The following is a 20,949-nucleotide window of genomic DNA, read 5'->3' on the forward strand; positions in this document are numbered from 1 at the left end:
GGCTCACTCTCGGGCGGGGCCGACCAGCCTAGCCGGTGCGGTCGCCGCCCCTGCCGGAGGAGTCGGCGCCCCGCGGTGCCGACCTGTGGTTGCCGTGGGTGGATTCCGGCGGCCCGCGGGCGGTTACTTACGATGGCCGATGTCGTCGACAGCAGAGGAAGCCCCGTGCCGAAGTCATACACCTCGACGGTCCTGGCCGTGCTGATGCTCGCCGGCCCGGCCGGATGCACGGGCGGGACCCCGGAGTCCACGCCGTCGCCGCCCGCCGCCACCTCGCCGGCCGCCACGCCGCCGGCCGTCTCCCCCGCACCGTCGTCGGCGACGGCGTCCGCATCACCGGCGGCGTCCCCCGCCACGATGTCACCGGCCACGGCGCCGACCGCGGCGGCCTTCCCCCTGGTGGTCACCCGCCGGGGCGGTTTCGCGGGCGTCGAGGACCGCGCCGAGATCGCCGCGAACGGCTCGGTGACGGTGACCAGCCAGAGCCGCCCGGCGGCGAAGACCTCCCTGCCGGCCGCCTCGGTGGCGGAGCTGAGCCGGCTGGTCACCTCCAAGGACTTCACCGGTCAGGCGGGTCGCCCGGAGCTGCCGGCCTGCAACGACGGTTACGAGTACCAGGTGGCCACCCCGGTGTCGTCGGTGACCGTGCATGATTGCGGCCAGCCACACGCCGCCCCGATCAACCGCCTCCTCGCCATCGTCGTGCCCCTGCTGAACAAGTGACCCACCGACCGGGCGCACCGACGCGAACGGATCGGCACCTGCCGTCGACGCGAGCCGGGGCCGGCGATCACCCCGAGGGCAGTCCCCGGCCGGCCGGAGAACCCGCAGGACGCCGCGGGAGTTGATTTGACGCGCTAGCGTGTCATCCATGACCGAGATCGTGATCACTGTGGACGGCCGGGCGGCGCTCACCACAAGGCAGCTCGGCGAGGAGTTCGGGCTCGATCCGGCGTCCGCGAGGACGGCGGTACGACGCGTCGGGCTCGAACCCGTCGCGCACCTCGACGATCGGACGCCGCTCTACGACGCCGGGACGGCGCGCGAGGCGCTGCGGAACCGGCCGGGCAAGGGGCGCCGGTCGCGGTGGGCCGCCATCGCCAGGTCCATCGCCCAGACGGTGTGAGAGGGACCGGACGAGCCCGGCCGGAGCAGACAGGCACCGGAGGAAGCAGTCGGTTCGGGAGAAATAGCGACTCATCATCGTCTATATTTGGGAGCGCTCCCATACCCGTTCCCGAAGGAGCTTCCCCCATGCGTCTCCGTCCTCTGCTCGCCGTCGCGGCCGTTGCCGTCGCATCCGGCGGGATCGTCGCCGGGCTGCACGTTCCCCCGGCTCAGGCAGCCACCGTCTGCACCGTGGACTTCACCGTCAACCAGTGGGCCACCGGGTTCACCGCGGACGTCAAGCTCACCAACACCGGGCCGGCCGTCAGCTCCTGGACGCTGTCCTGGACGTTCGGCGGCAACCAGGCCGTGTCCAACGGCTGGAACGCGTCCGTGAGCCAGTCCGGCAACCGGGTCACCGCGTCCAGCCTGAGCTGGAACGGCTCGCTGAACACCGGCGCGGCCGCCTCGTTCGGGTTCCAGGCCACCTACTCCGGGACCAACGCCAAGCCGACCGACTTCGCGCTCAACGGGGTCTCCTGTTCAGGTGACGTCCCGGTGCCGCCGTCGAGCCCGCCGCCGTCCAGCGCCGGCCCGTCGCCGAGCACCTCGACCGGGCCGGCGCCGGTCTGCGGGACGGGGATCCGCTGTGACGGGTTCGAGGGGCAGGCGGCCGGGACGCCGGGCGGCGACTGGGCGGTCACCTACCCGGACTGTCAGGGCGCCGGCACGGCCACGATCGACAAGGCCGTCGCGCACACCGGCGGCACCTCGTTGCGGGTCAACGGGGCGACCGGCTACTGCAACCACGTCTTCGTACGGAACGCGGCGATCCTCGGCACCGCGACGTACGTGCGTTACTGGGTCCGGCACACCACCGCCCTGCCCGCCTCGCACATCACCATGGTCGCCCTCCGGGACGCCGCCGACGGGGACCGGGATCTGCGGTTCGGCGGGCAGAACGGCGCTCTCCAGTGGAACCGGGCCTCCGACGACGCGACGCTGCCCGAGCAGAGCCCGGCCGGGGTGGCCCAGTCCCGTCCGCTGCCGGTGGGCTCCTGGAACTGTGTCGAGTTCAAGGTGAACGGCGCGGACGGGACGATGGAGACCTGGCTGGACGGCGTGTCGGTGCCGGGGCTGCTGCAGGACGGGGTGGCCACGCACGACATCGACGGGCAGTGGCTGAACCGCACGTACCGGCCGCGGCTCACCGACCTGAAGCTGGGCTGGGAGAGCTACGGCGAGGGCTCGGACACGCTCTGGTACGACGACGTGGCGACCGGCTCCTCCCGGATCGGCTGCTGAAGCACGACCCGGAGCCGCCGGGTGGAGGGTGCGAGCCGGTAGGGCGGCAGCACCCCCTGCCCGCACGACGCCGTGCCGACGCCGGAGGCCGCCGCGTCCAGCGAGATCCACGTGGACGCGGCGGCCGGCAGCTCGTGGTCGTGGGCGGTCGCCGCGACGGTCTCCCGCGACCAGGGCCGCACGGTCAGTGGCACGTCGACGCCCCGCACCCGCAGCCCGGCTCCGGCCCGCTCCGGCCGGTTCTCCGGGGCGGGCGCCAGGTCGATGGTGGCGTCGTCGACGCGGCGGGCGCCGTGCTCCTGAGGGCGCACCGTGCGTACCGCGTAGGTGTCGCGGCCGGCGGTGAACGTGCCGTAGCGGGCGCCCTGGCCGGTGTCCGGGTACTGCGGGCCGGGACCCCAGCCGGTCCAGGTGACCCGGGCGGTGGGACGGTCGAGGCGCAGGTCGATCCCGGCGCGCGCCCACTCGCACGGCCAGCGGCCGTAGGGCTCGATCGTCAGGTCGAGCGCCAGCGCGTCGCCGTCGCTGGTCCAGCGCCATGTCACGTCCACCCCGGCGTCGATCACCGGCGGGCCGCTGCGGGTCCGCACGACGAGAGCGGGACCGTCGGCGGTGATGCCGATCAGGCGGGTCCGCAGGTCGCCGAGGCGGGCCGCGGCCCAGCGGTCGGCCATCGACGGCAGGTCACGTTCCTCCCACCCCTGACCGCGATCGTTCTCGGTCGGCGCCCGCCACAGGCTCACCGCCACGTCGTGCAGGCCGAGGTCGCCGAGCCGCACCGGCATCCCGGTCCGGGCGTCGAAGACCGCGGGACCGAGCCGCAGGTCGCCGGACGGCACGGCGGTGGCCTCGACAGCGGGCGCGGGCCGCGGCGGGACGTGCTGCGCCCAGGCCACCTCATGCCCCTGCCGGCGGTCCCGCAAGGACAGGGTCACGAGCGAGGAGACCTCCAGGGGTACGGTCACTGTGTCGCCCGGCGCCACCGGAGGCAGCGGGAAGTCCGCGTCCAGATGTGTCAGGTCCAGGCTGTGGTAACGGTTGACGATCGTCACCGTGGACCGTTCGGCGTCGATGGTCAGCCCGACCGGCGCGAAGACGCGGGCCACGTCGGCGAGCCCCGGCCCCGGCGTCCTGTCGGCGTGGACCAGCCCGTCGATGACGAAACTGCCGTCGTGCACCCGCTCGCCGAAGTCGCCGCCGTAGAGCTGGACGGTCCGGCCCTCGGCGGTCGTCCCGGCGTGCAGCGCGTGCTCCACCCACTCCCAGATGAACCCGCCGGCCAGCCGCGGGTAGCGGTGGAACAGCTCCTGGTACTCGGAGAGGCCGCCCGGCCCGTTGCCCATCGCGTGCGCGTACTCGCAGAGCAGGAACGGCAGTTCGCGCCGGTGCTCGTCCTCCGGCTCGGTGCCGGCGCCGATCCGCTCGACCTCGGCGGTGGTGGCGTACATCCGCGAGTACACGTCCACGTGCCGTGAGCGCCGATCGCCCTCGTAGTGCACCGGACGCGACGGGTCACGCCGCTTGGTCCACTGTGCGATCGCGTCGAGGTTGGCGCCGGTCCCGGCCTCGTTGCCGAGCGACCAGAAGAGCACGCTGGGGTGGTTCTTGTCGCGTTCCACGGTGCGGCGCATCCGGTCGAGGATCGCGTCGTGCCACAGCGGGTCGTCGCTGGGGTTGCCGCGCCAGTCGTTGAGCTCGAAGCCGTGGGTCTCCAGGTCGTTCTCGACCATCACGTAGAGGCCGAGCTCGTCGGTGAGGTCCAGGAAATCCGCCTGCGGCGGGTAGTGCGACGTGCGTACCGCGTTGATGTTGTGCCGTTTCATCAGCTCCAGCTCGGCGCGGGCGGTGGCGAGGTCGACGGTCCGGCCGTGCAGCGGGTCGTGTTCGTGCCGGTTGACGCCGCGCAGCAGCAGCGGACGGCCGTTGAGCATGAGGGTCGCGTCGTCCACGTGCACCGTGCGGAATCCCGCCCGCAGGGTGACGGTCTCCTGCTGGGTGTGCACGCGTACGGCGTACAAGCTGGGGGTCTCGGCGGTCCAGGGATCGACGGACCGGAAGTGATGGGACTCCCCCGCGCTCAGGTCCTCGCGGCCGAGAGCCGGGACGCTGACGGTGACCGCCGCATCGCTGTCGACGTCGACCCGCAGGGTCCCGGAGCCGTCGCGGTGGTCGTAGGAGGCGTGCACGAAGACGTCGCGGATGCCGCCCGCGGGTCGCGCGAGCAGCGTGACGCTGCGGAAGATGCCGGGCATCCACCACATGTCCTGGTCCTCGAGGTAGCTGTGCGCCGACCACTGCGCCAGGCGCACCTGGAGCACGTTGACGCCGTCGCGGAGCACACCGGTGGTGTCGAACTCGGTGGTCAGCCGGCTGCCGCGCAGGGTGCCCAGCTCGACGTCGTTGAGCCGGACGGTCGCGGCGCCGTCGACGCCCTCGAACCGCAGCGCCGACGGGTGGGCGAGCACCGCGGGGTCGGCCTCGAACTCCAGCCGGTGGTCGAACTCCGGGTTGTCGTCCGGCGGGAAGGGCGGGTCGACCGGGAACGGGAACTGCACGTTGGCGTAGATCGGCGTGCCGTGGCCCTGCAGGGGCAGGTGGCCGGGGACGCGGATCTCCGACCAGCCGCCGTCGGGGCGCCGCCGGACCTGCCAGGCGCCGTCGAGCGGCTGGCGGGGCGCGTCGGAGCGCAGGTGGGCACGGGCGGGCAGGCCGCCGCGGCCCGGCTGGGGGGAGGCCAGTTCGGTGCGAAACGATGTCACGGGTACATAGTCTTTCTTGATCAACGCCTGACGTGAAGGAGTTCCCGCGTGACCCGTGCCGATCTCACACTGCATCCGTCGTTCGCGGTCGGCCCGGTCGACCGGCGGCTGTTCGGTGGGTTCGTCGAGCATCTGGGCCGGCACATCTACGACGGGATCCACGAGCCGGGACATCCCACGGCCGGGCCGGACGGGTTCCGCCGGGACGTGGTCGAGCTGGTCAAGGAGCTGGGCGTCACCACGATCCGCTACCCGGGCGGCAACTTCGTCTCCGGCCACCGGTGGGAGGACGGCGTCGGCCCGGTCGGGCAGCGGCCGCGGCGGCTGGACCTGGCGTGGCACTCGACCGAGACCAACCTGGTCGGGCTGCACGAGTTCCAGCAGTGGCTCGACCTGGTCGGCAGCGAGCTGATGCTGGCCGTCAATCTGGGCACCCGCGGCCTGCAGGAGGCCGTCGACCTGATCGAGTACACCAACGTGCCGTCCGGGACCACCCGCTCCGACCAGCGCCGGGCCAACGGCCGCGAGGCGCCGTTCGGGGTGACGATGTGGTGTCTCGGCAACGAGATGGACGGCCCGTGGCAGGTCGGTCACCGCAGCGCCGAGGAGTACGGCCGGCTCGCGTCCCGGGTGGCGAAGGCGATGCGGCTCGTCGACACCGGCGTGCGGCTGGTGGTGTGCGGCTCGTCGAACCGGGACATGCCCACCTTCGGCACCTGGGAGCGCACGGTGCTGGAGCACACCTACGACGACGTCGACTACATCTCCTGCCACGCCTACTACCAGGAGCACGACGGTGACCTGGCGAGTTTCCTGGCGTCCGGGGCCGACATGGACGCGTTCATCCGGGCCGTGGTGGCCACCGCCGACCACGTGCAGGCCGTCAGACGGTCCGCCAAACGCATCGACATCTCGTTCGACGAGTGGAACGTCTGGTATTACACCCGCTGGAACGCGCAGGAGGGCACGTTCGCGATCGACGACTGGCCGGTCGCGCCGCGGCTTCTGGAGGACGTCTACACGGTCGCCGACGCGGTCACCGTCGGCGGGCTGCTGATCACCCTGCTCAACCACGCCGACCGGGTCACCTCGGCGTCGCTCGCGCAGCTGGTCAACGTGATCGCGCCGATCATGACCGAGCCCGGCGGCCCCGCCTGGCGTCAGACCACCTTCTTCCCGTTCTCTCTCACGTCCAAGGCGGCCGGGGGTACGGCACTCGCCGTCGGGATCGACACCGGCACCGTCGCGACCGCCCGGTACGGCGAGGTGCCGGCGGTGGCCGCGGCCGCCACCGTCGACGACCACGGCACCGTCCGGCTGTTCCTGCAGAACCGGGACACCACCGGCCCGGCCACGGTGACCGTCGACCTGACGAGCTTCCCGGCGCGCTCGTCGGTGGCCGCGACCGGCATCTGGGACGACGACCCGTACGCGGCGAACACCCTGGCCGAGCCGGAGCGGGTGGCCCCGCGCGCCAACGACACCGCCGCGATCTCCGGCAACGTCGTGACGATCACGCTGCCGCCGGTGTCCTGGACGGCGCTGACCGTGGCCTGACCACTCAGCATCACGCCGGACCGGCCGATGGGGAGGTGTCGACCGTCCGTCGGGAGGTGAGCGGTGAAAGCCGGCTACCGGAGCTCCCTGGTGCGGACCGTGTGCTTCGCTCTCGCCTACGCCGCCGCGTGTTACGCGGGGCGGCGTCTCGTGCTGGTCGGCAACCACAACCTGGCCTGGCCGGCCGCCGGTGTGGCGGTGGTCTGGTTCTGCGCGCACCGGCGGGCGCCCACCCGGCATCTCGACATGGCGCTGCTCACGCTGATCCTGGGCGTGACCAACTGGCGTACCGGCACCAGCGCCGCGGTCGGTGCCGTCGCCGGGCTGGTCGGGCTGGTGCAGGCGCTGGTCTTCCTCCGGCTGTGGCGCCGCCGCAGCCCCCACCTGTGGGGCGCCGGCGGCACCGAGCCGCTGCGCTCGCCCCGCGACCTGTGGGATCTGCTGCGGACCGGCTTCACGGCGACCATCGCGGCCAGCGTCGTCAGCCTGGTCGGCCGCGGGCTGGTCACCGGCTCGTTCCCGGTCACGGTCACTGCCATGTCGGTGGCCCGGCACACCGCCAGCATCCTGATCATCGGGTCGGCCGGGATCTGCGCGGGCGCGGCGCTCAGCCGGCGCGCGGCCGGACGGCGGCGCGCCCCCGTCGCGCCCCGGCGGATCGCCGAGATCGCCGGTATCGGCACGTTGAGCATCGCCCTTCACGTGGCCGTCTTCGCCTACGAGCCGCAGTTCCCGGTGTCGTTCGCCCTGCTCGGCATCAGCGTCCTGGTCGGGGTCCGGCTCGCCACCCCGTGGGTGCTGCTGCACAACCTGGTGATCAGCGTCGTCGCGCTGCGCTACACCCTGCTCGGTTACGGGCCGTTCGCCCACGTCGGCGATGTACCGCTGCGGGCGGTGGTGGTGCAGCTCTTCGTCACGCTGGTGGCCCTGGTCGGGCTGGCCCTGGCCCTGGGCCGAGAGGAGCGGAACATGCTGCTGAACGCCCTGGCTCAGGAGAAGGATCTGCTCACCGCGATCATCGACGCGATGCCCGACGGCCTGGCCGTGATCGGCCCGGACGACCGGGTGACGGTGCGCAACCCGGCGGTCGCCGGCATGCTCGGCGCCGACCCCGCCCGGCTGCGGGCGCTGGCCGAACAGGACACCGCCGGCGCCGACATCGTCGTGAACCGGCCCGGCGAGCCGGAGAGCCGGATCGTGCACGTGACGGCCACCGCGCTGCCGCATCCCGACGGCACGCACAGCGCGGTGGTGCTCTTCCACGACGTGACCGCCGAGCGCCGGCACCGCGACGAGCTGACCAGTTTCGCCGGTGTCGTCGCCCACGACCTGCTCAACCCGCTGACCAGCGTGGACGGGTGGACATCGGCCGCGATGGAGTCGCTGGAGGACGCGCCGGACCATCCGAGCGTGGGTGAGGCGTACACCGATCTCACCCGGGTCACCCGTTCGTCGGCACGGATGCGCGGCCTGATCGACGGGCTGCTCGCCTACGCGACCACGCGGGAGGCGACGGTCACCCCGGCCCCGGTGGACCTGGCCGAGGTGGCCGCCGACATCGCTCTCGCCCGCACGGACGCCGCGGTGGCCGCCGGCGACCCGGCGCCCCGCTTCACGATCGGCGCGCTCCCGCCGGTGCGCGCCGACCAGGTGCTGGTCCGGCAGCTGCTGGACAACCTGATCGGCAACGCCGTCAAGTACACCGCCCCCGGGGTGATCCCGGTCGTGCGGATCACCGCCGAGGACGACGACGGGATGGTCGCCGTCCGGATCGTCGACAACGGCATCGGCATCCCGCCCGGACAGCACGAGGCGATCTTCGGCAACTTCCACCGGGCCCACGCCGGCGGCGATTACCACGGCACCGGGCTCGGCCTGACCATCTGCAAACGCATCGTCGAGCGGCACGGCGGCACCATCACCGCCGTCGACGATCCCGGTGGCGGCTCCTGCTTCACCTTCACCCTGCCACCGCTGTCACTGGCTGCTGGAGCCCGCCCACAGGTCGATGCCTGACTCGGTGGCGTGCTTGTCGATCTCGGCCAGCTCGTCGGCGGTGAACGACGCGTTGTCCAGCGCCGCCACGTTGGTCTCCAGCTGGGCGACACTGCTGGCGCCGAGCACCGTGGAGGTCATCCGCGGGTCGCGCAGCACCCAGGCGATCGCCATCTGCGCGAGGCTCTGCCCCCGACGGCCGGCGATCGTGTTCAGCGCCCGGATCTTGTCCAGGTTCTCCTCGCTGAGCAGGTCGGTGCTCAGCGACTTGCCGGCGCCGGCCCGCGAGTCCTCCGGCACGCCCTCCAGGTAACGGTCGGTGAGCATGCCCTGCGCCAGCGGCGAGAACGCGATGCACCCGGCGCCCGCCTGCTCCAGGGTGTCGAGCAGGCCGTCCTCGATCCAGCGGTTCAACATCGAGTACGACGGCTGGTGGATCAGCAGCGGGGTGCCCAGGTCACGCAGGATCGCCGCGGCCTCGGCGGTTCGCGCCGGCGAGTAGGACGAGATGCCGACGTAGAGCGCCTTGCCCGCGCGCACCGCCGCGTCCAGGGCGCCCATCGTCTCCTCGAGCGGCGTCTCCGGGTCGAGCCGGTGCGAGTAGAAGATGTCGACGTAGTCCACGCCCATCCGCTTCAGCGACTGGTCCAGCGAGGCGGTCAGATACTTGCGGGAACCCCCGTTGCCGTACGGGCCGGGCCACATGTCGTAGCCCGCCTTCGTCGAGATCACCAGCTCGTCGCGGCGCCCGGAGAAGTCGGTGGCCAGGATGCGGCCGAAGTTCTCCTCCGCCGACCCGTACGGCGGGCCGTAGTTGTTGGCCAGGTCGAAGTGGGTGATGCCCAGCTCGAACGCCCGGCGCAGGATGTCACGCTGGGTCTGGAGCGGCTTGTCGTCGCCGAAGTTGTGCCACAGGCCGAGCGAGACCGCGGGCAGTTTCAGGCCACTACGGCCGCTGCGTCGGTATTCCACGGATCTTTCCTTCAGGGCAGGACGGCGAGGTCGTCGGCGGTCAGTTCCAGCGTGTCGGCGGCGGCCGAGTCGGTGATCGTCTCCGGGCGGCTCGCACCCGGGATCGGGATCGACACCGGCGACTTGGCCAGGTGCCAGGCCAGGCACACCCGCTGCGGGCTCACCCCGTGCCTCTCGGCGACCTCGGCGAACGCGCCGCCCAGCGAGCCCGCCGCCTGGATGCCGCCCAGCGGCGACCAGGGCAGGAAGGCGATGCCCAGCTCGGTGCAGAGCTCCAGCCCCGGCTCGGACGAACGGAACGCGGGCGAGAACTGGTTCTGCACCGACACCAGCCGCCCACCCAGGATCTCCCGCGCCTCGCGGATCTGCTGCGGGTTCGCGTTGGAGATGCCGGCCATCCGGATCTTCCCGGCGTCCAGCAGGTCCCGGATCGCGCCGATCGCGTCCGCGTACGGCACCCGCGGGTCCGGCCGGTGGTGCTGGTAGAGGCCGATCGCGTCGACGCCGAGCCGCTTGAGCGAGGCCTCGCACGCCTGCTTCAGGTAGTCGGGCGAGCTGTTCACGGTCCAGCTGCCGTCACCCGGCCGCAGGTGCCCGCCCTTGGTCGCGACCAGCACCCCGGAGGTGTCACCGCCGTAGGAGGCGAGCGCCCGGGCGATCAGCGACTCGTTGTGCCCGACCTCGTCGGCGCCGATGTGGTAGGCGTCGGCGGTGTCGATCAGGGTGACACCGGCGTCCAGGGCGGCGTGGATGGTACGGATCGAGCGGTCCTCGTCCGGCCGGCCCTCGATCGACATCGGCATGCCACCGAGTCCGATCGCGCTGACCTGCACGTCACCGATGCGACGGCTCTGCATGGATTCCTCCTGAAGATGTGTACGTCTCCACCCTGGTATGCCCCCGTTCCCGCCGTCCAACAGAAGAAACCGCTGGAATTCAGCAGCTACAGTGATCGGTCGTGGAACTGCGGCATCTCGAGTACTTCGTGGCGGTCGCCGAGGAACGGCACTTCACCCGGGCCGCCCAGCGGATGCGGGTCGCCCAGTCCGGCCTGTCCGCCTCGATCCGTGCCCTGGAGCGCGAGCTCGACGCCGACCTGTTCATCCGCCACACCCGCCGGGTCGAGCTGACCGACGCCGGCCGGGCGCTGCTCACCGAGGCCCACCGCACGCTGGCCGGCGCGGCCGCCGCCCGGGACGCGGTCGCCGCCGTCCGCGGACTGCTGCGGGGCAGCCTGGCCATCGGCGCCGAACAGTGCCTCGGCGTGATCGACATGGCGCCGCTGGTCGCCTCCTTCCGGCGCGCCCACCCCGGCGTCGAGGTCCGGTTGCGCTACGCCGGATCCGGGCACCTGATCGAGCTGGTGCGGGCCGGGCGGCTGCAGGCCGGATTCGTCGCACTGCCCGGGCCGGCGCCGGACGGCGTACGCCTGCTGCCGGTCGCCGCCGAACGGATGATGCTGCTCTGCCACCCGGCGCACGCGCTCGCCGACAGCGAGACGGTTGCCGTCGGTGACCTGGCCGGCAGCGAGTTCATCGACTTCAGCGCCGACTGGGGCGCGCGCCGCGTCAACGACGTGGCGTTCGCCCGCGCCGGCGCCGACCGCCGGGTGGCCGTCGAGGTCAACGACGTGCACACGCTGCTCGACTTCGTCCACCAGGACCTCGGGGTGGCTCTGGTCCCGGCCCCGGTGACCCGCAAACCGCAGGCGAAGGGCCTGCACGCGGCCCCGGTCACCGGCCCGGTCCCGGACTGGCGGGTGGCGGTGGCCCTGCCCGCCACGACCCCCGCCGGCCCGGCCACCGAGGCCCTGCTGCGGCTGGCGCTCCCGCAGGACCAGGCCTGATCACCTAGGCTGCCCACCATGATCGACTCATCGCCACGGCCGCTGCCCGCCGAACGTGTCCTCGAGATCGCCGCCCCGATGCTCGACGCGGTCGGCGGCAACTGGCGGATGACCGACGGGCCGATGCTCCGCTCCGGGTCGATGGGCATCCGGCTGCGCGAGCCGGACAGCGAGGACTATCGGCATCTCGACCTGGAGATCCTGCTCAACGCGGACCGGGCGGACGTGCCCACCCTCACCGACTGCACGATGGGCCTCGCCCAGGACCCGGCCGACGCCGCCCGGCAGGCGATCCAGGCGTTCATCGACACCTGCCTGGTCACCGCGCTGGAGATGGTGGAGCGACAGGGACGGCTGGCGAGCCACTTCGGGTCCGCCGACCCGGGCGGCTTCCCCGGCTGGCACGCGATCGTCGGCGGTGTCACCGGATGGTCCGTCGACGGGTCACCGGCCAAACAGCAGTGGTTCGTCGACGAGATGCCCTGGTCGGCCCTCGCCCCGGTGATCGCCACCGGACTCGACCGGCCGCACCTCAACGGCATCCGCATGCTCGTCGGCCAGGGCGGCGACTTCACCGAGTGCGAGGTCCGGATCAACGGCCACCGGCACGAGCCGTCCGAGAAGGCGCTGGCCGCCCTGGACTGGCCGCGCACCGCGCAGTTCGGCCTGGCCCGTACCTTCATGCTGCTGGTCGGCCCGGACACCGATCACCACTGACGTTCCGGGCGCGGTCAAGGCCGTCGCGGTGAGCCCGGATGTCAGCCTGATGGGCCGGGAGGGCGGCATCGTGATCGATCTGCCGCGCGGCGCGATGACCGACGCCGAGGACGGTGAGCTGCGCCCGTTCCTCACTGATCGCGGATCGCTGTGACGGCCTGCTCGTAGCGCAGCAGGGTGTCGACGAAGGCCCGCTGCTCGGCCGGGCTGAGCGGGGCCAGCGCCTGCCGCCACGCCTGTGCGCCCGGTGACAGCCACGCGGTGATGGCCTCCCGGCTGTCCGGGCTGATGTCGACGATCCGGCGGCGGCGGTCGTCGTCGTCCTCGCGGCGCACCAGGACCCCGCGGCGGCTCAGGTCGCTCACGATGAGGCTGATCGTGGTCGGGGCGACACCCAGCACCCCGGCCAGCCGCGAGACGGTCTGCGGGCCGTCGAGCAGCAGCAGGGACAGCATCGACAGATGCCGGGGCGCGAGGTCGAGCGACCGCAGCTGCTCGGGCAGGGGCAGCTTCTTGATCCGGCCGACCATCCGTGGCATCACCAGGAGCAGCTCGCGGACAGTGTCGTCGGTTGACATGGCGTACGCCCTCCGAATACCTTTGCTATCAAAGCTTTTTTGCGTTCAAAGCTGTTTTACCCTCAAAGCCATGGAGGAGGAGGATATGCCACACCTCAGCGTCCACGTGCTGGAGAGCGACCTGGCCGGCCGTGAGACCGTGCTGATCAGCGCGTTGACCGACGCGGTCGTCTCGGTCTACGGCGAGTGGGCCCGCGGCCTGGTCGACATCAAGCTGATCGGCCTGCCCCCGCACCGCTGGGGCGTCGGCGGCAAACCGGCCGCGCAGCCATCGCCGTTCGTCACCTTCGGCATCAAGGCGGCCGCGTTCGACCGGCCCGACGCCGACGAGATCGTGGCCCGGCTCGTCACGGTGGTCACCGATGCGATCACCGGCGTCTTCGGTGACCACGTCCGCGACGGGGTGACCGTCGAGCTGGTGGCGACCCCGGCCGGCCGCACCGGCATCGGCGGGGTCGTCACCACCTCCTGAGCGGGACCGCGTCAGGACACCGAGGTGTGGGCCGGCGGCGGGTTCGCCGGGTCGGTGGCCCGCTGTGCCGCCTCGGCCCGGTCCTCCTGCTCGGCCTCGTCGTCGTCGGTCGGCTCGGTGCCCGGCGGTTCCCGGTCCGGGGTCGGTTCGCCGGACGGGTGGCGCACCAGGTAACGGATCGCGGTGTTCAGCACGGCCAGCAGCGGGACAGCGATGAGGCCGCCGACGATTCCGGCCACCACGATGCCGCCGGCGATCGCCAGGATCACCGCGAGTGGGTGCAGCGCCACCGCCCGGCCCATGATCAGCGGCTGCAGGACGTGGCCTTCGAGCTGCTGGACCGCGATCACGATGATCAGCACCGTCACGGCGGTGACCGGGCCGTTCGCGACCAGGGCGACGAGCACCGCCACCGCGCCGGTCAGGGTCGCGCCGATCACCGGGATGAACGCGCCGAGGAACACCAGGGCGGCCAGCGGCAGGGCCAGCGGCACCCGCAGCACGGCCAGGCCGATGCCGATGCCGACCGCGTCGACGAAGGCGACGAGCACCGTGGCGTGCACATACGACACGAGCGTGTGCCAGGAGTAGTGCCCGGCCCGCGCGGTCGGCACCTGGGCCTCCCGCGGCAGCAGCCGGCACAGGAACGACCAGATCTGGGCGCCGTCGCGCAGGAAGAAGAAGAGGGTGAACAGCACCAGGAAGAAGCCGGTGACCACCTCACCCAGGGTGGCGGCGGTGCTGATCGCCCCGCTGGTGACGGCGCCCTGATTGGCGGTGAAGGCGCTGCGGGCCTGTTCGACGTACTGGCTGAGCTGCGCGTCGGTCAGGTGCAGCGGGCCACGCGACAGCCACGTCTGCACCTCGTCGATGCCCTCGGTGACCCGCGCCGACAGGGTGTCCAGCTGGGAGATGAAGGTCCGCACGATCAGGCTGAGCCCGCCGAAGACCAGCAGCAGGCCACCGACCAGCACCAGGCCGGCCGCCAGGGACCGTTTGACGCCCCACCGCACCAGGGCGGCGCTGGCCGGCTGGAAGAGCGCCGCCAGCAGGATCGCCACGACCACCGGGATGATCACGACGCTGAGCAGCGAGACCACGCGCAGGAAGAGGTACGTGGCGACGACGAACAGGATGAACCGCCAGGCCCAGGCGCCCGCCGTGCGGACCCCCGGGGGCAGGACGTCCTCGCTGGACGACCGGCTGTCCACCACGACCACCGGTGCGGAGGTGTCCTGCAGCTCCGGGCCGACGGTGAACGGTGGCGGCAGGTTCCGGCTCGCCGCCGAGGCCAGTGTCGTACGGGCCCGTTCCCGAACCGTCTGCGCCCAGCTCATGACTCTCCTCGTTACGCCACGTGACTCCCTACCCTCACTTCCCGGTCACGAGGCCACACACACCCGAAACGCCCCGTCAAATGTGCCCGGCCTCGGCGGTCACGGCGAGCAGTGCGGTGACCCGGCGCCGGCATAGGTCGGCCGCACGTCGGCGTCGGTCCGCCACACCCGTCCGGAGACCGTCCGGACGGTGCTCGCGAAGGCCTGCACCTCGGCCTCGGCGGCGGCAAGCCGGGGTCAGCGCTCCCAGAAGCCGATCAACCCGCCTGCGGCGAGTCAAAGACAGCGCTCCCGAACCCGATCACGCCGCGGGCGGCGAGTCAGGGGCAGCGCTGCCAGAAGTCCCGCAGGGCGTCGGCGACCAGGCCGGGAGCGGTCATCGTGGCGAAGTGGGACTGGCCCGGCCAGATCACCCGGCGGGCCGTGGGCAGGGCCTCGGCCAGGGCGTCCATCGTGGCCGGCATCGGATCCCAGGTGTCGGCGCCCTGCATGATCAGCGCCGGGACGGTGATCGTGGACCAGGAGGCCGGGACGGTGGTGTCGGCGGTCAGCGCCTCCAGGTCGTGCAGCCAGCCGGTCGAGGTGGCGGGGTCGGGGCGGCGGTCGCCGGCGGCGGCGCGGAAGGCGGCGACGACCGCCGGCGGCACCCGGGTCACTTCGTTGAGCACGTCGGACATCGCGGCCTGGTCGTCGGCCGCGAGCGCCGCGCGGTAGCGGCCGAGCAGCGGGGCGAGCGTGTGGCCGGCGGCGAACAGGGGCGGCTCGAAGACGGCCAGCGACCGTAGCCGGGCCGGCTCGGCGGCCGCGACGTGCAGTGCCAGCGTCGCGCCGTAGGAGCCGCCGGCCAGGTGCGCGGGCCGCCCGATCGCCGCCAGCACCGCGAGCACGTCGGCGACCTCGTCGGCGAACGACTTCGGCCCGGACGGCACGTCGCTGGGGTGGTATCCGCGTCGCGCCGGCATCCACGACTCGTGGCGCCCGGCGAGCAGCTCGGCCACCGGCGCCCACGAGTGGAGGCCGCCGCCCGAGCCGTGCAGCAGGAGCACCGGGTCGCCGGCGCCCCGCCGCCGGACCACCAGGCCCGTGCCGTCCGCGGACCGCACTCGCATGTCATCGGCCGTCATGACTCCCCCACTGTCGAAGTGCCGTGTGGACGCCCGCGACGACAGCGCGCCAGGACGCGTCGAGGTCACGGGGATGCCCGAAGCCGTCGCTCGTCTCCAGGGTCGCGAAGCCGTGCAGGGTGCTGCGCACGAACCGGACCGCGTCGGTCAGGGCGGGCTCGTCGAGGCCGTAACCGCGCAGTGTGGCGTAGCTCAGCTCGATCAGCCGCAGGTGCCCGGCCGACGCCCGGCCCACCGCGGGCGGCAGCTGCAGCTGGGTCGCCGCATACTGCCCCGGGTGGGCGACCGCGAACGCCCGGTAGGCGTCGGCGAACCCGGTCAGCGCGGCCCGCCCGGAACGCCCGGCCACCGCGAGCCCGATCCGGTCGGCGAAGGCCGCCGCGCCGCGCACCGCGATCAGATGCACCAGCGCCTCCCGGCTGCGGACGTGCCCGTAGAGGCTGGCGTCGGCGACCCCGAAACGCCGGGCGACCGCCGCGACGGTGACCCGGTCCAGCCCGAGCGTGTCGGCCAGCTCGGCGGCGGCCGCGGCGACCCGCTCGGCCGTCAGACCCTGACGTGGCATCCCGACCTCATACGACTCGGATATTTCCTAGGAGCCCTAGGTTAGCGTACGCGAGATCGCCCGCGCGCTGGAGAGCACGAGCGGCGCCAGCGCGTGCGGTGAGACCGTGCCGTGCCGCACCACCAGCGACAGCGCCGCGACCACGGCGCCGTGCGGGTCCCGGATGGGCGCGCCCACCGACAGGGCGTCCTCGGTGACCTGGCGATCGCTGACCGCGAAGCCGTTGGCCCGTACGTCGGCCAGCAGCCGGCGCAGCGCCTGCGGATCGGTGACGGTGTACGCCGTGAACCGCTCGATCGGCCCGCCGATCACCTCCTCCTGCACCTCCCGCGGCGCGTGGGCGAGCAGCACCAGCCCGACCCCGGTGGCCGACAGCGCGAACCGGCCGCCGACCCGGGTGTGCACCGGCACCGCCCGGCTGCCGGCGATCCGCTCGACGAACACCACTTCGGCGCCCTCCCGTACCGCCAGCTGCACGTTCTCGTGGGTGACCTGGGACAGGTCCTCCAGGTAGGGCAGGGCGCGCTCGCGCAGGCCGAGACCACGGGGCGCCAGCGAGCCGACCTCCCACAGGCGCAGGCCCACGCTGTACCGGCCGGCGGCGTCCCGTTCCAGGGCGCCCCACGACACCAGCTCCCCGGCCAGCCGGTGCACCGTGGACAGCGGCAGCCCGGCACGGCGGGCCAGGTCGGTGAGGGTGAGCCGGGTGTGCCGTGGGCCGAACGCCTCCAGGATCGACAGGGCACGGCCCAGCACCGGGCCGGTCGGGACACGCCGGGCCATCGGGCTCCTTCCGAATGACGGAAACCCAGGATGACCGGGTGCGACCCAGGTCACAAACTGGCGGGCATGACGACGGCATTCGTTCCGAACCAGTGGTACGTGGCGGCCTACACCCGCGAGATCGGCAGGGAGCTTTTCACCCGTACCGTCTGCGGTGAATCGATCTTGTTCTGGCGCACCGCCGACGGTGCCGTGACCGCGATGTCGGACCGGTGCGTGCATCGCCGTTTCCCGCTCGGCGAGAAGCCCAGCCACCTGGTCGGCGACACCGTGGTCTGCGGTTATCACGGCTTCACCTACGGCGCCGACGGCGTGTGCGTCGCCGTGCCCGGCCAGGCCCGGGTGCCGCGGACCGCCCGGCTGCGCACCTACCCCGTCGTCGAACAGGACTCGTTCGTCTGGGTCTTCATCGGCGAGCCCGAACGCGCTGCGGCGACACGCATCCCCCGGGCGCCGTGGCTCGACATGCCCGGCTGGACCGTCGTCTCCGGCATGGAGCCGCTGGCCGCGCGGGCGAGCCTGCTCGTCGACAACCTCCTCGACCTGTCGCACGAGACGTACCTGCACGGCGGTTACATCGGCACGCCCGAGGTGGCCGAGACGCCGATCACCACCGAGGTCGACGAGGAGGCCGGGATCGTCCACGTGTCCCGGCGGATGGCCGACGCCGCCTGCCCGCCGTTCTACGCCAACTCCACCGGCCTCACCGGGCGGATCACCCGCTGGCAGGACATCGAGTTCACGCCGCCCTGCCTCTACCTGCTGCACAGCCGGATCGCGCCGGCCGGCGTCCTGCCGAACGACGACGGCACCGACCCGGACGCCTTCCACGTCGAGGTCGTCTACGCGATCACGCCGGAGACCGCGAGCACCACCCACGACTTCTGGGCGGTGGCCCGCGACTTCGCCCTCGACGACCAGGACGTCAGCGACTACCTGGCGGCCAGCAACCGGACCGTCGTGCTCCAGGACGTCGCCGCGCTCGACGTGCTGGAGCAGGTGATCTCCGGCGAACCCGACGGCTACCAGGAGCTCTCCATCAACATCGACACCGGCGGCCTGGCCGCACGCCGCATGATCGCCCGGATGCGCGGGTGACGGCCACGATGCTGCGGGTCACCTGGCTGCCCGGCGACGACCGTCTGCGCGGCCGCTGCCACTGCGGGGCGCAGGCCGAGGCCGACGAGCCGGTCGCCATGTGGGAATGGCTGCTCGCCCACCCCGATCATCCGGCCGGCGGTCCGGTCTCCCTCGATCCCCCGGCCGCACGGCCTCCGGCACACCTGGTGAGATCGACATGAGGGTACGGATCAGCGCGCTCCTGCCGGTCGCAAGAGGCGTCGTCGCGCTGGACCTGCGCAGCGCGGACGGCCGTGAGCTGCCCGCCTGGACACCCGGCGCCCACGTCGACGTTCATCTCGCGGCCGGCCTGACCCGGCAGTACTCCCTCTGCGGCGACCCCGGCGACCGGTCGGTGTGGCGGATCGCGGTGCGCCGGCAGGACACCGGCCGGGGCGGCTCACGGCACGTCCACGAGCGGCTGTCCGTGCAGGATGTTATCGAGGTCGGCGAGCCCCGCAACCACTTCCCGCTCCAGCCGGCGGCCCGTTACGTCTTCCTGGCCGGCGGCATCGGGATCACCCCGATCCTGCCGATGCTCGCCGCCGCGGCGGCCCCGTGGGAGCTGCACTACGCGGGCCGGGACGCCGCGTCCATGCCGTTCCTCGACCGGCTGGCCGGCGACGGCCGGGTGACCCTGTACCCGGAGGACGAGCGCGGCCGCATCGACCTCGATCCGCTGCTCGGCCGCCAGCCGCCCGGGACGCTCGTCTACTGCTGCGGCCCCGAGGGCATGCTGCGCGCCGCCGAGGAGTCCTGCGCCCGCCGGCCGGACGTGTCCCTGCGGGTCGAGCGGTTCACCCCCGCCCCCGCCGCCGGCCCCGTACCGCGGGACGATTTCGAGGTGGAGCTGGCCGCCACCGGCCGCACCCTGGCCGTCCCCGCCGGCCGGTCGATCCTGGAGGTCGTGGAGGACGCCGGCGTCAGCGTGCTCTCCTCGTGCCGGGAGGGCACCTGCGGCACCTGCGAGACCACGGTCCTGGCGGGCGCCGTCGACCACCGGGACTCGTTGCTGACGCCCGCCGAACGAGCCGCCGGCGACACCATCCTCCTGTGCGTCTCCCGAGCCGCCGGCCCCCGCCTGGTGCTGGACCTCTAAGTTGTCGATCAGGAACGGTGACGAAGGGATCCCGGGTGACGGCGTTCGACGAGTACGAGCGGGCACAGTGGGCGGGGCGGGCCACGGCGTACCGGAACAGCTATGCCTCGCTCTGCGCCCATCCCGCCGGGGCCCTGCTGGATGCGGCACGGGCCGGGACCGGCGACCGGATCCTCGACGTCGGCACCGGACCGGGGACCGTGGCCGCCCTGGCCCACGCCCGTGGCGCGCGGGTCACGGCCGTCGACGCCGAACCCAGCATGGTCGAGGCGGCGCGCCGGCGGGTGCCCGAGGCCGACGTCCGCGAGGCGCTGCTCCCCCGGCTCCCGTTCACCGACGGCACCTTCGACGCGGCGGTGGCGAACTTCGTGCTCAACCACGTCGGCGATCCGCTCGCGGCGGTCCGGGAGCTGCGCCGGGTGGTCCGGCCGGGCGGACGGATCGCGGTGACCATCTGGCCGTACCCCCAGCCCCCGGCGCAGCAGTTGTGGACCGCCGTCTTCGACGCCGCCGGTGTCGAACGGCCCGCCGACCTGCCCCGCGTGGCGCCGGAGCGGGACTTCCCCCGTACCGCAGACGGCCTGACCGGCCTGCTCACCCGGGCCGGCCTCGCCGCCGCCTGCGACACGATCTCGTGGAGCCACCGGACCGACCCGGAGACCTGGTGGAACGGCCCGGCCGGCGGCATCGGCTCGGCGGGCGCGCTGATGTCCCGGCAGGACCCCGCCACCATCACCCGCATCCGCACCGAGTACGACCGGCACACCGCCACCTACCGCGGCGCCGACGGCCTGTTGGCGCTCCCGACCGCCGCGCTGCTCGCCCACGCCACCGTCCCCACCCACACCGGCTAGTCGTGCTGTCGTATCCCCGCCCCTCGAAACAGCGCCGAGCGCAAGCCGGCTCGCCCTCCACTTGCTGCCCGCCGCCCGCCGGGGCGAGCCGCTCAGGCGTCGGGGTACTGGAAGACCGCCTCCAGCGGGACCGCGAAGACCCGGGCGATCCGGAAGGCGACCTCCAGCGACGGCGAGTACTTACCGGCCTCGATGGCGTTTACCGTCTGGCGGGTGACGCCGACGCGGTCGCCCAGCTCGCCCTGGCTGATGCCGTGCACGGTGCGCAACTCGGTGACGCGATTGGTGACCAGGGTCGGCCGGCCCACGCTCAGACCCCGCGCCGATACAGCACGACCTTGGTGACGCCGTCGGCGATCTGGGCGACCACCAGCGCGGCGATCAGCGCCTGGGCGATCCAGAAGCCGTCGGCCCGGATGACGGCGAGCCAGATCCCGGCGCACACCCCGGCCGCCAGGATGTAGGCGCCCACCCGGGTGCCGCGCAGGCCGATGAGCCGGTCGCGCTCGTCATAAGCGTTGGCCTGCCGGTGGAAGACGATCCCCAGGACGATGTGGGTCACCGCCGCCAGGATCGTCACCACCACACTCGCCACGACCATCAGCGCCGTGCCGGCGACCTGCCGCCCGGGCGGGGGCGCGTCGGCGACCGGCCCGAGCACCACGGCGAAATAGAAGCCGAAGACGACCAGCAGGATCCCGGTCATGGTCAGCGCGCTCTTCTCCGGAAACGCCACGACGACTCCCCCATCGAGACGGGC

23 protein-coding genes are annotated in these 20,949 nt (G+C 72.8%); 13 read left to right on the forward strand and 10 right to left on the reverse strand.

All coding sequences use genetic code 11. The annotated features are described in order from the left end of the window. Positions 1–165: 165 nt before the first annotated feature. The 3 genes from BM290_RS48820 to BM290_RS39965 all read left to right on the forward strand — a co-directional run bounded on the left by BM290_RS48820 (position 166) and on the right by BM290_RS39965 (position 2,412). A complete protein-coding gene (locus BM290_RS48820; protein WP_177320094.1) occupies positions 166–723 on the forward strand; it encodes a hypothetical protein in 558 nt (185 codons plus the stop codon). A 148-nt stretch (positions 724–871) separates the two neighbouring features. Beyond that, entirely contained in the window at positions 872–1,126 is a 255-nt protein-coding gene (locus tag BM290_RS39960; RefSeq protein WP_093621186.1) for a hypothetical protein, read from the forward strand. Positions 1,127–1,254: 128 nt separating this feature from the next. Further along, positions 1,255–2,412 carry a cellulose-binding domain-containing protein gene (locus BM290_RS39965; RefSeq protein ID WP_093621187.1) on the forward strand — a complete coding sequence of 386 codons (1,158 nt, stop codon included), beginning with the start codon at positions 1,255–1,257 and terminating at the stop codon, positions 2,410–2,412. Here BM290_RS39965 and BM290_RS39970 read toward each other — a convergent pair. Beyond that, positions 2,343–5,171, reverse strand: coding sequence for a glycoside hydrolase family 2 TIM barrel-domain containing protein (locus BM290_RS39970; protein WP_203779808.1), 2,829 nt, complete (start codon positions 5,169–5,171; stop codon positions 2,343–2,345). The genes BM290_RS39965 and BM290_RS39970 overlap by 70 nt on opposite strands. A gap of 48 nt (positions 5,172–5,219) precedes the next feature. Between BM290_RS39970 and arfA the strand changes: the two genes are divergently transcribed. Continuing rightward, positions 5,220–6,728 carry an arabinosylfuranosidase ArfA gene (arfA, locus tag BM290_RS39975; protein WP_093621189.1) on the forward strand — a complete coding sequence of 503 codons (1,509 nt, stop codon included), beginning with the start codon at positions 5,220–5,222 and terminating at the stop codon, positions 6,726–6,728. A gap of 90 nt (positions 6,729–6,818) precedes the next feature. Further along, positions 6,819–8,744: a sensor histidine kinase gene (locus BM290_RS39980; RefSeq protein ID WP_239144045.1), complete on the forward strand. Its 1,926-nt coding sequence runs from the start codon at positions 6,819–6,821 to the stop codon at positions 8,742–8,744. Here BM290_RS39980 and mgrA read toward each other — a convergent pair. Both mgrA and BM290_RS39990 read right to left on the reverse strand, forming a co-directional pair. Beyond that, a complete protein-coding gene (mgrA, locus tag BM290_RS39985) occupies positions 8,706–9,695 on the reverse strand; it encodes an L-glyceraldehyde 3-phosphate reductase (protein ID WP_203779806.1) in 990 nt (329 codons plus the stop codon). The genes BM290_RS39980 and mgrA overlap by 39 nt on opposite strands. 11 nt (positions 9,696–9,706) lie before the next feature. Then, positions 9,707–10,552 carry an aldo/keto reductase gene (locus tag BM290_RS39990; protein WP_093621191.1) on the reverse strand — a complete coding sequence of 282 codons (846 nt, stop codon included), beginning with the start codon at positions 10,550–10,552 and terminating at the stop codon, positions 9,707–9,709. Between the two features lie 101 nt (positions 10,553–10,653). On the opposite strand from BM290_RS39990, the gene BM290_RS39995 reads away from it, so the two are divergent. The 3 genes from BM290_RS39995 to BM290_RS50880 are packed head-to-tail and all read left to right on the forward strand — an operon-like array spanning position 10,654 to position 12,412. Further along, on the forward strand, positions 10,654–11,541 hold the full coding sequence (locus tag BM290_RS39995; protein WP_093621192.1) for a LysR family transcriptional regulator: 888 nt from the start codon (positions 10,654–10,656) through the stop codon (positions 11,539–11,541). Positions 11,542–11,559: 18 nt separating this feature from the next. Continuing rightward, positions 11,560–12,258 (forward strand): DUF6348 family protein, encoded by a 699-nt coding sequence (locus BM290_RS40000; RefSeq protein WP_093621193.1) that lies wholly within the window; start codon positions 11,560–11,562, stop codon positions 12,256–12,258. 28 nt (positions 12,259–12,286) lie between these two features. Next, entirely contained in the window at positions 12,287–12,412 is a 126-nt protein-coding gene (locus BM290_RS50880; RefSeq protein ID WP_275413325.1) for a hypothetical protein, read from the forward strand. Here the strand turns inward: BM290_RS50880 and BM290_RS40005 are convergent. Beyond that, positions 12,390–12,836, reverse strand: coding sequence for a MarR family winged helix-turn-helix transcriptional regulator (locus tag BM290_RS40005; protein ID WP_093621194.1), 447 nt, complete (start codon positions 12,834–12,836; stop codon positions 12,390–12,392). The two genes, BM290_RS50880 and BM290_RS40005, sit on opposite strands and share 23 nt — an antisense overlap. Positions 12,837–12,906: 70 nt before the next feature. Here BM290_RS40005 and BM290_RS40010 point away from each other — a divergent pair, with 70 nt between their 5' ends. Beyond that, positions 12,907–13,308, forward strand: coding sequence for a tautomerase family protein (locus BM290_RS40010; RefSeq protein WP_239144044.1), 402 nt, complete (start codon positions 12,907–12,909; stop codon positions 13,306–13,308). 11 nt (positions 13,309–13,319) lie between these two features. Here the strand turns inward: BM290_RS40010 and BM290_RS40015 are convergent, their stop codons facing one another. The 4 genes from BM290_RS40015 to BM290_RS40030 form a co-directional block, all read right to left on the reverse strand. After that, positions 13,320–14,645 (reverse strand): AI-2E family transporter, encoded by a 1,326-nt coding sequence (locus tag BM290_RS40015; protein ID WP_093621196.1) that lies wholly within the window; start codon positions 14,643–14,645, stop codon positions 13,320–13,322. A gap of 320 nt (positions 14,646–14,965) precedes the next feature. Then, positions 14,966–15,769: an alpha/beta fold hydrolase gene (locus BM290_RS40020; protein ID WP_093621197.1), complete on the reverse strand. Its 804-nt coding sequence runs from the start codon at positions 15,767–15,769 to the stop codon at positions 14,966–14,968. After that, on the reverse strand, positions 15,756–16,334 hold the full coding sequence (locus BM290_RS40025) for a TetR/AcrR family transcriptional regulator (RefSeq protein ID WP_093621198.1): 579 nt from the start codon (positions 16,332–16,334) through the stop codon (positions 15,756–15,758). Before BM290_RS40025 ends, BM290_RS40020 begins: the two co-directional genes overlap by 14 nt. Positions 16,335–16,370: 36 nt before the next feature. Beyond that, the gene (locus BM290_RS40030) at positions 16,371–17,117 is read right to left on the reverse strand and encodes an IclR family transcriptional regulator (RefSeq protein WP_093621199.1); all 747 of its coding nucleotides are present in this window, start codon (positions 17,115–17,117) and stop codon (positions 16,371–16,373) included. Between the two features lie 66 nt (positions 17,118–17,183). Between BM290_RS40030 and BM290_RS40035 the strand changes: the two genes are divergently transcribed. From BM290_RS40035 to BM290_RS40050, 4 genes are read left to right on the forward strand one after another with little or no spacing between them, the layout of a single operon-like run. After that, the gene (locus tag BM290_RS40035; RefSeq protein WP_093621200.1) at positions 17,184–18,215 is read left to right on the forward strand and encodes an aromatic ring-hydroxylating oxygenase subunit alpha; all 1,032 of its coding nucleotides are present in this window, start codon (positions 17,184–17,186) and stop codon (positions 18,213–18,215) included. After that, the gene (locus BM290_RS40040; protein WP_203779804.1) at positions 18,212–18,418 is read left to right on the forward strand and encodes a hypothetical protein; all 207 of its coding nucleotides are present in this window, start codon (positions 18,212–18,214) and stop codon (positions 18,416–18,418) included. Before BM290_RS40035 ends, BM290_RS40040 begins: the two co-directional genes overlap by 4 nt. Beyond that, entirely contained in the window at positions 18,415–19,335 is a 921-nt protein-coding gene (locus BM290_RS40045) for a PDR/VanB family oxidoreductase (RefSeq protein ID WP_093621201.1), read from the forward strand. The genes BM290_RS40040 and BM290_RS40045 overlap by 4 nt, the downstream gene beginning before the upstream one ends. A 35-nt stretch (positions 19,336–19,370) precedes the next feature. Then, positions 19,371–20,189 carry a class I SAM-dependent methyltransferase gene (locus tag BM290_RS40050; protein ID WP_093621202.1) on the forward strand — a complete coding sequence of 273 codons (819 nt, stop codon included), beginning with the start codon at positions 19,371–19,373 and terminating at the stop codon, positions 20,187–20,189. A gap of 92 nt (positions 20,190–20,281) precedes the next feature. Here the strand turns inward: BM290_RS40050 and BM290_RS40055 are convergent, their stop codons facing one another. Together BM290_RS40055 and BM290_RS40060 are read right to left on the reverse strand one after the other, a co-directional pair. Next, positions 20,282–20,497, reverse strand: coding sequence for a helix-turn-helix transcriptional regulator (locus BM290_RS40055; protein ID WP_093621203.1), 216 nt, complete (start codon positions 20,495–20,497; stop codon positions 20,282–20,284). Between the two features lie 2 nt (positions 20,498–20,499). After that, a complete protein-coding gene (locus BM290_RS40060; RefSeq protein WP_093621204.1) occupies positions 20,500–20,925 on the reverse strand; it encodes a hypothetical protein in 426 nt (141 codons plus the stop codon). Positions 20,926–20,949 lie beyond the last annotated feature (24 nt).

It is taken from the genome of Actinoplanes philippinensis (assembly GCF_900113015.1).
Taxonomy (GTDB): domain Bacteria; phylum Actinomycetota; class Actinomycetes; order Mycobacteriales; family Micromonosporaceae; genus Actinoplanes; species Actinoplanes philippinensis.

Coding starts and splice junctions, on each gene's coding strand:
- BM290_RS40035 (WP_093621200.1), top strand. CDS start 17,184: ATGACGACGGCATTCGTTCCGAACCAGTGGTACGTGGCGGCCTACACC.
- BM290_RS40025 (WP_093621198.1), bottom strand. CDS start 16,334: ATGCCACGTCAGGGTCTGACGGCCGAGCGGGTCGCCGCGGCCGCCGCC.
- BM290_RS40045 (WP_093621201.1), top strand. CDS start 18,415: ATGAGGGTACGGATCAGCGCGCTCCTGCCGGTCGCAAGAGGCGTCGTC.
- BM290_RS39960 (WP_093621186.1), top strand. CDS start 872: ATGACCGAGATCGTGATCACTGTGGACGGCCGGGCGGCGCTCACCACA.
- BM290_RS40030 (WP_093621199.1), bottom strand. CDS start 17,117: ATGGCCCGGCGTGTCCCGACCGGCCCGGTGCTGGGCCGTGCCCTGTCG.
- BM290_RS39990 (WP_093621191.1), bottom strand. CDS start 10,552: ATGCAGAGCCGTCGCATCGGTGACGTGCAGGTCAGCGCGATCGGACTC.
- BM290_RS40000 (WP_093621193.1), top strand. CDS start 11,560: ATGATCGACTCATCGCCACGGCCGCTGCCCGCCGAACGTGTCCTCGAG.
- BM290_RS40010 (WP_239144044.1), top strand. CDS start 12,907: ATGGAGGAGGAGGATATGCCACACCTCAGCGTCCACGTGCTGGAGAGC.
- BM290_RS40020 (WP_093621197.1), bottom strand. CDS start 15,769: ATGACGGCCGATGACATGCGAGTGCGGTCCGCGGACGGCACGGGCCTG.
- BM290_RS40015 (WP_093621196.1), bottom strand. CDS start 14,645: ATGAGCTGGGCGCAGACGGTTCGGGAACGGGCCCGTACGACACTGGCC.
- BM290_RS40005 (WP_093621194.1), bottom strand. CDS start 12,836: ATGTCAACCGACGACACTGTCCGCGAGCTGCTCCTGGTGATGCCACGG.
- BM290_RS39965 (WP_093621187.1), top strand. CDS start 1,255: ATGCGTCTCCGTCCTCTGCTCGCCGTCGCGGCCGTTGCCGTCGCATCC.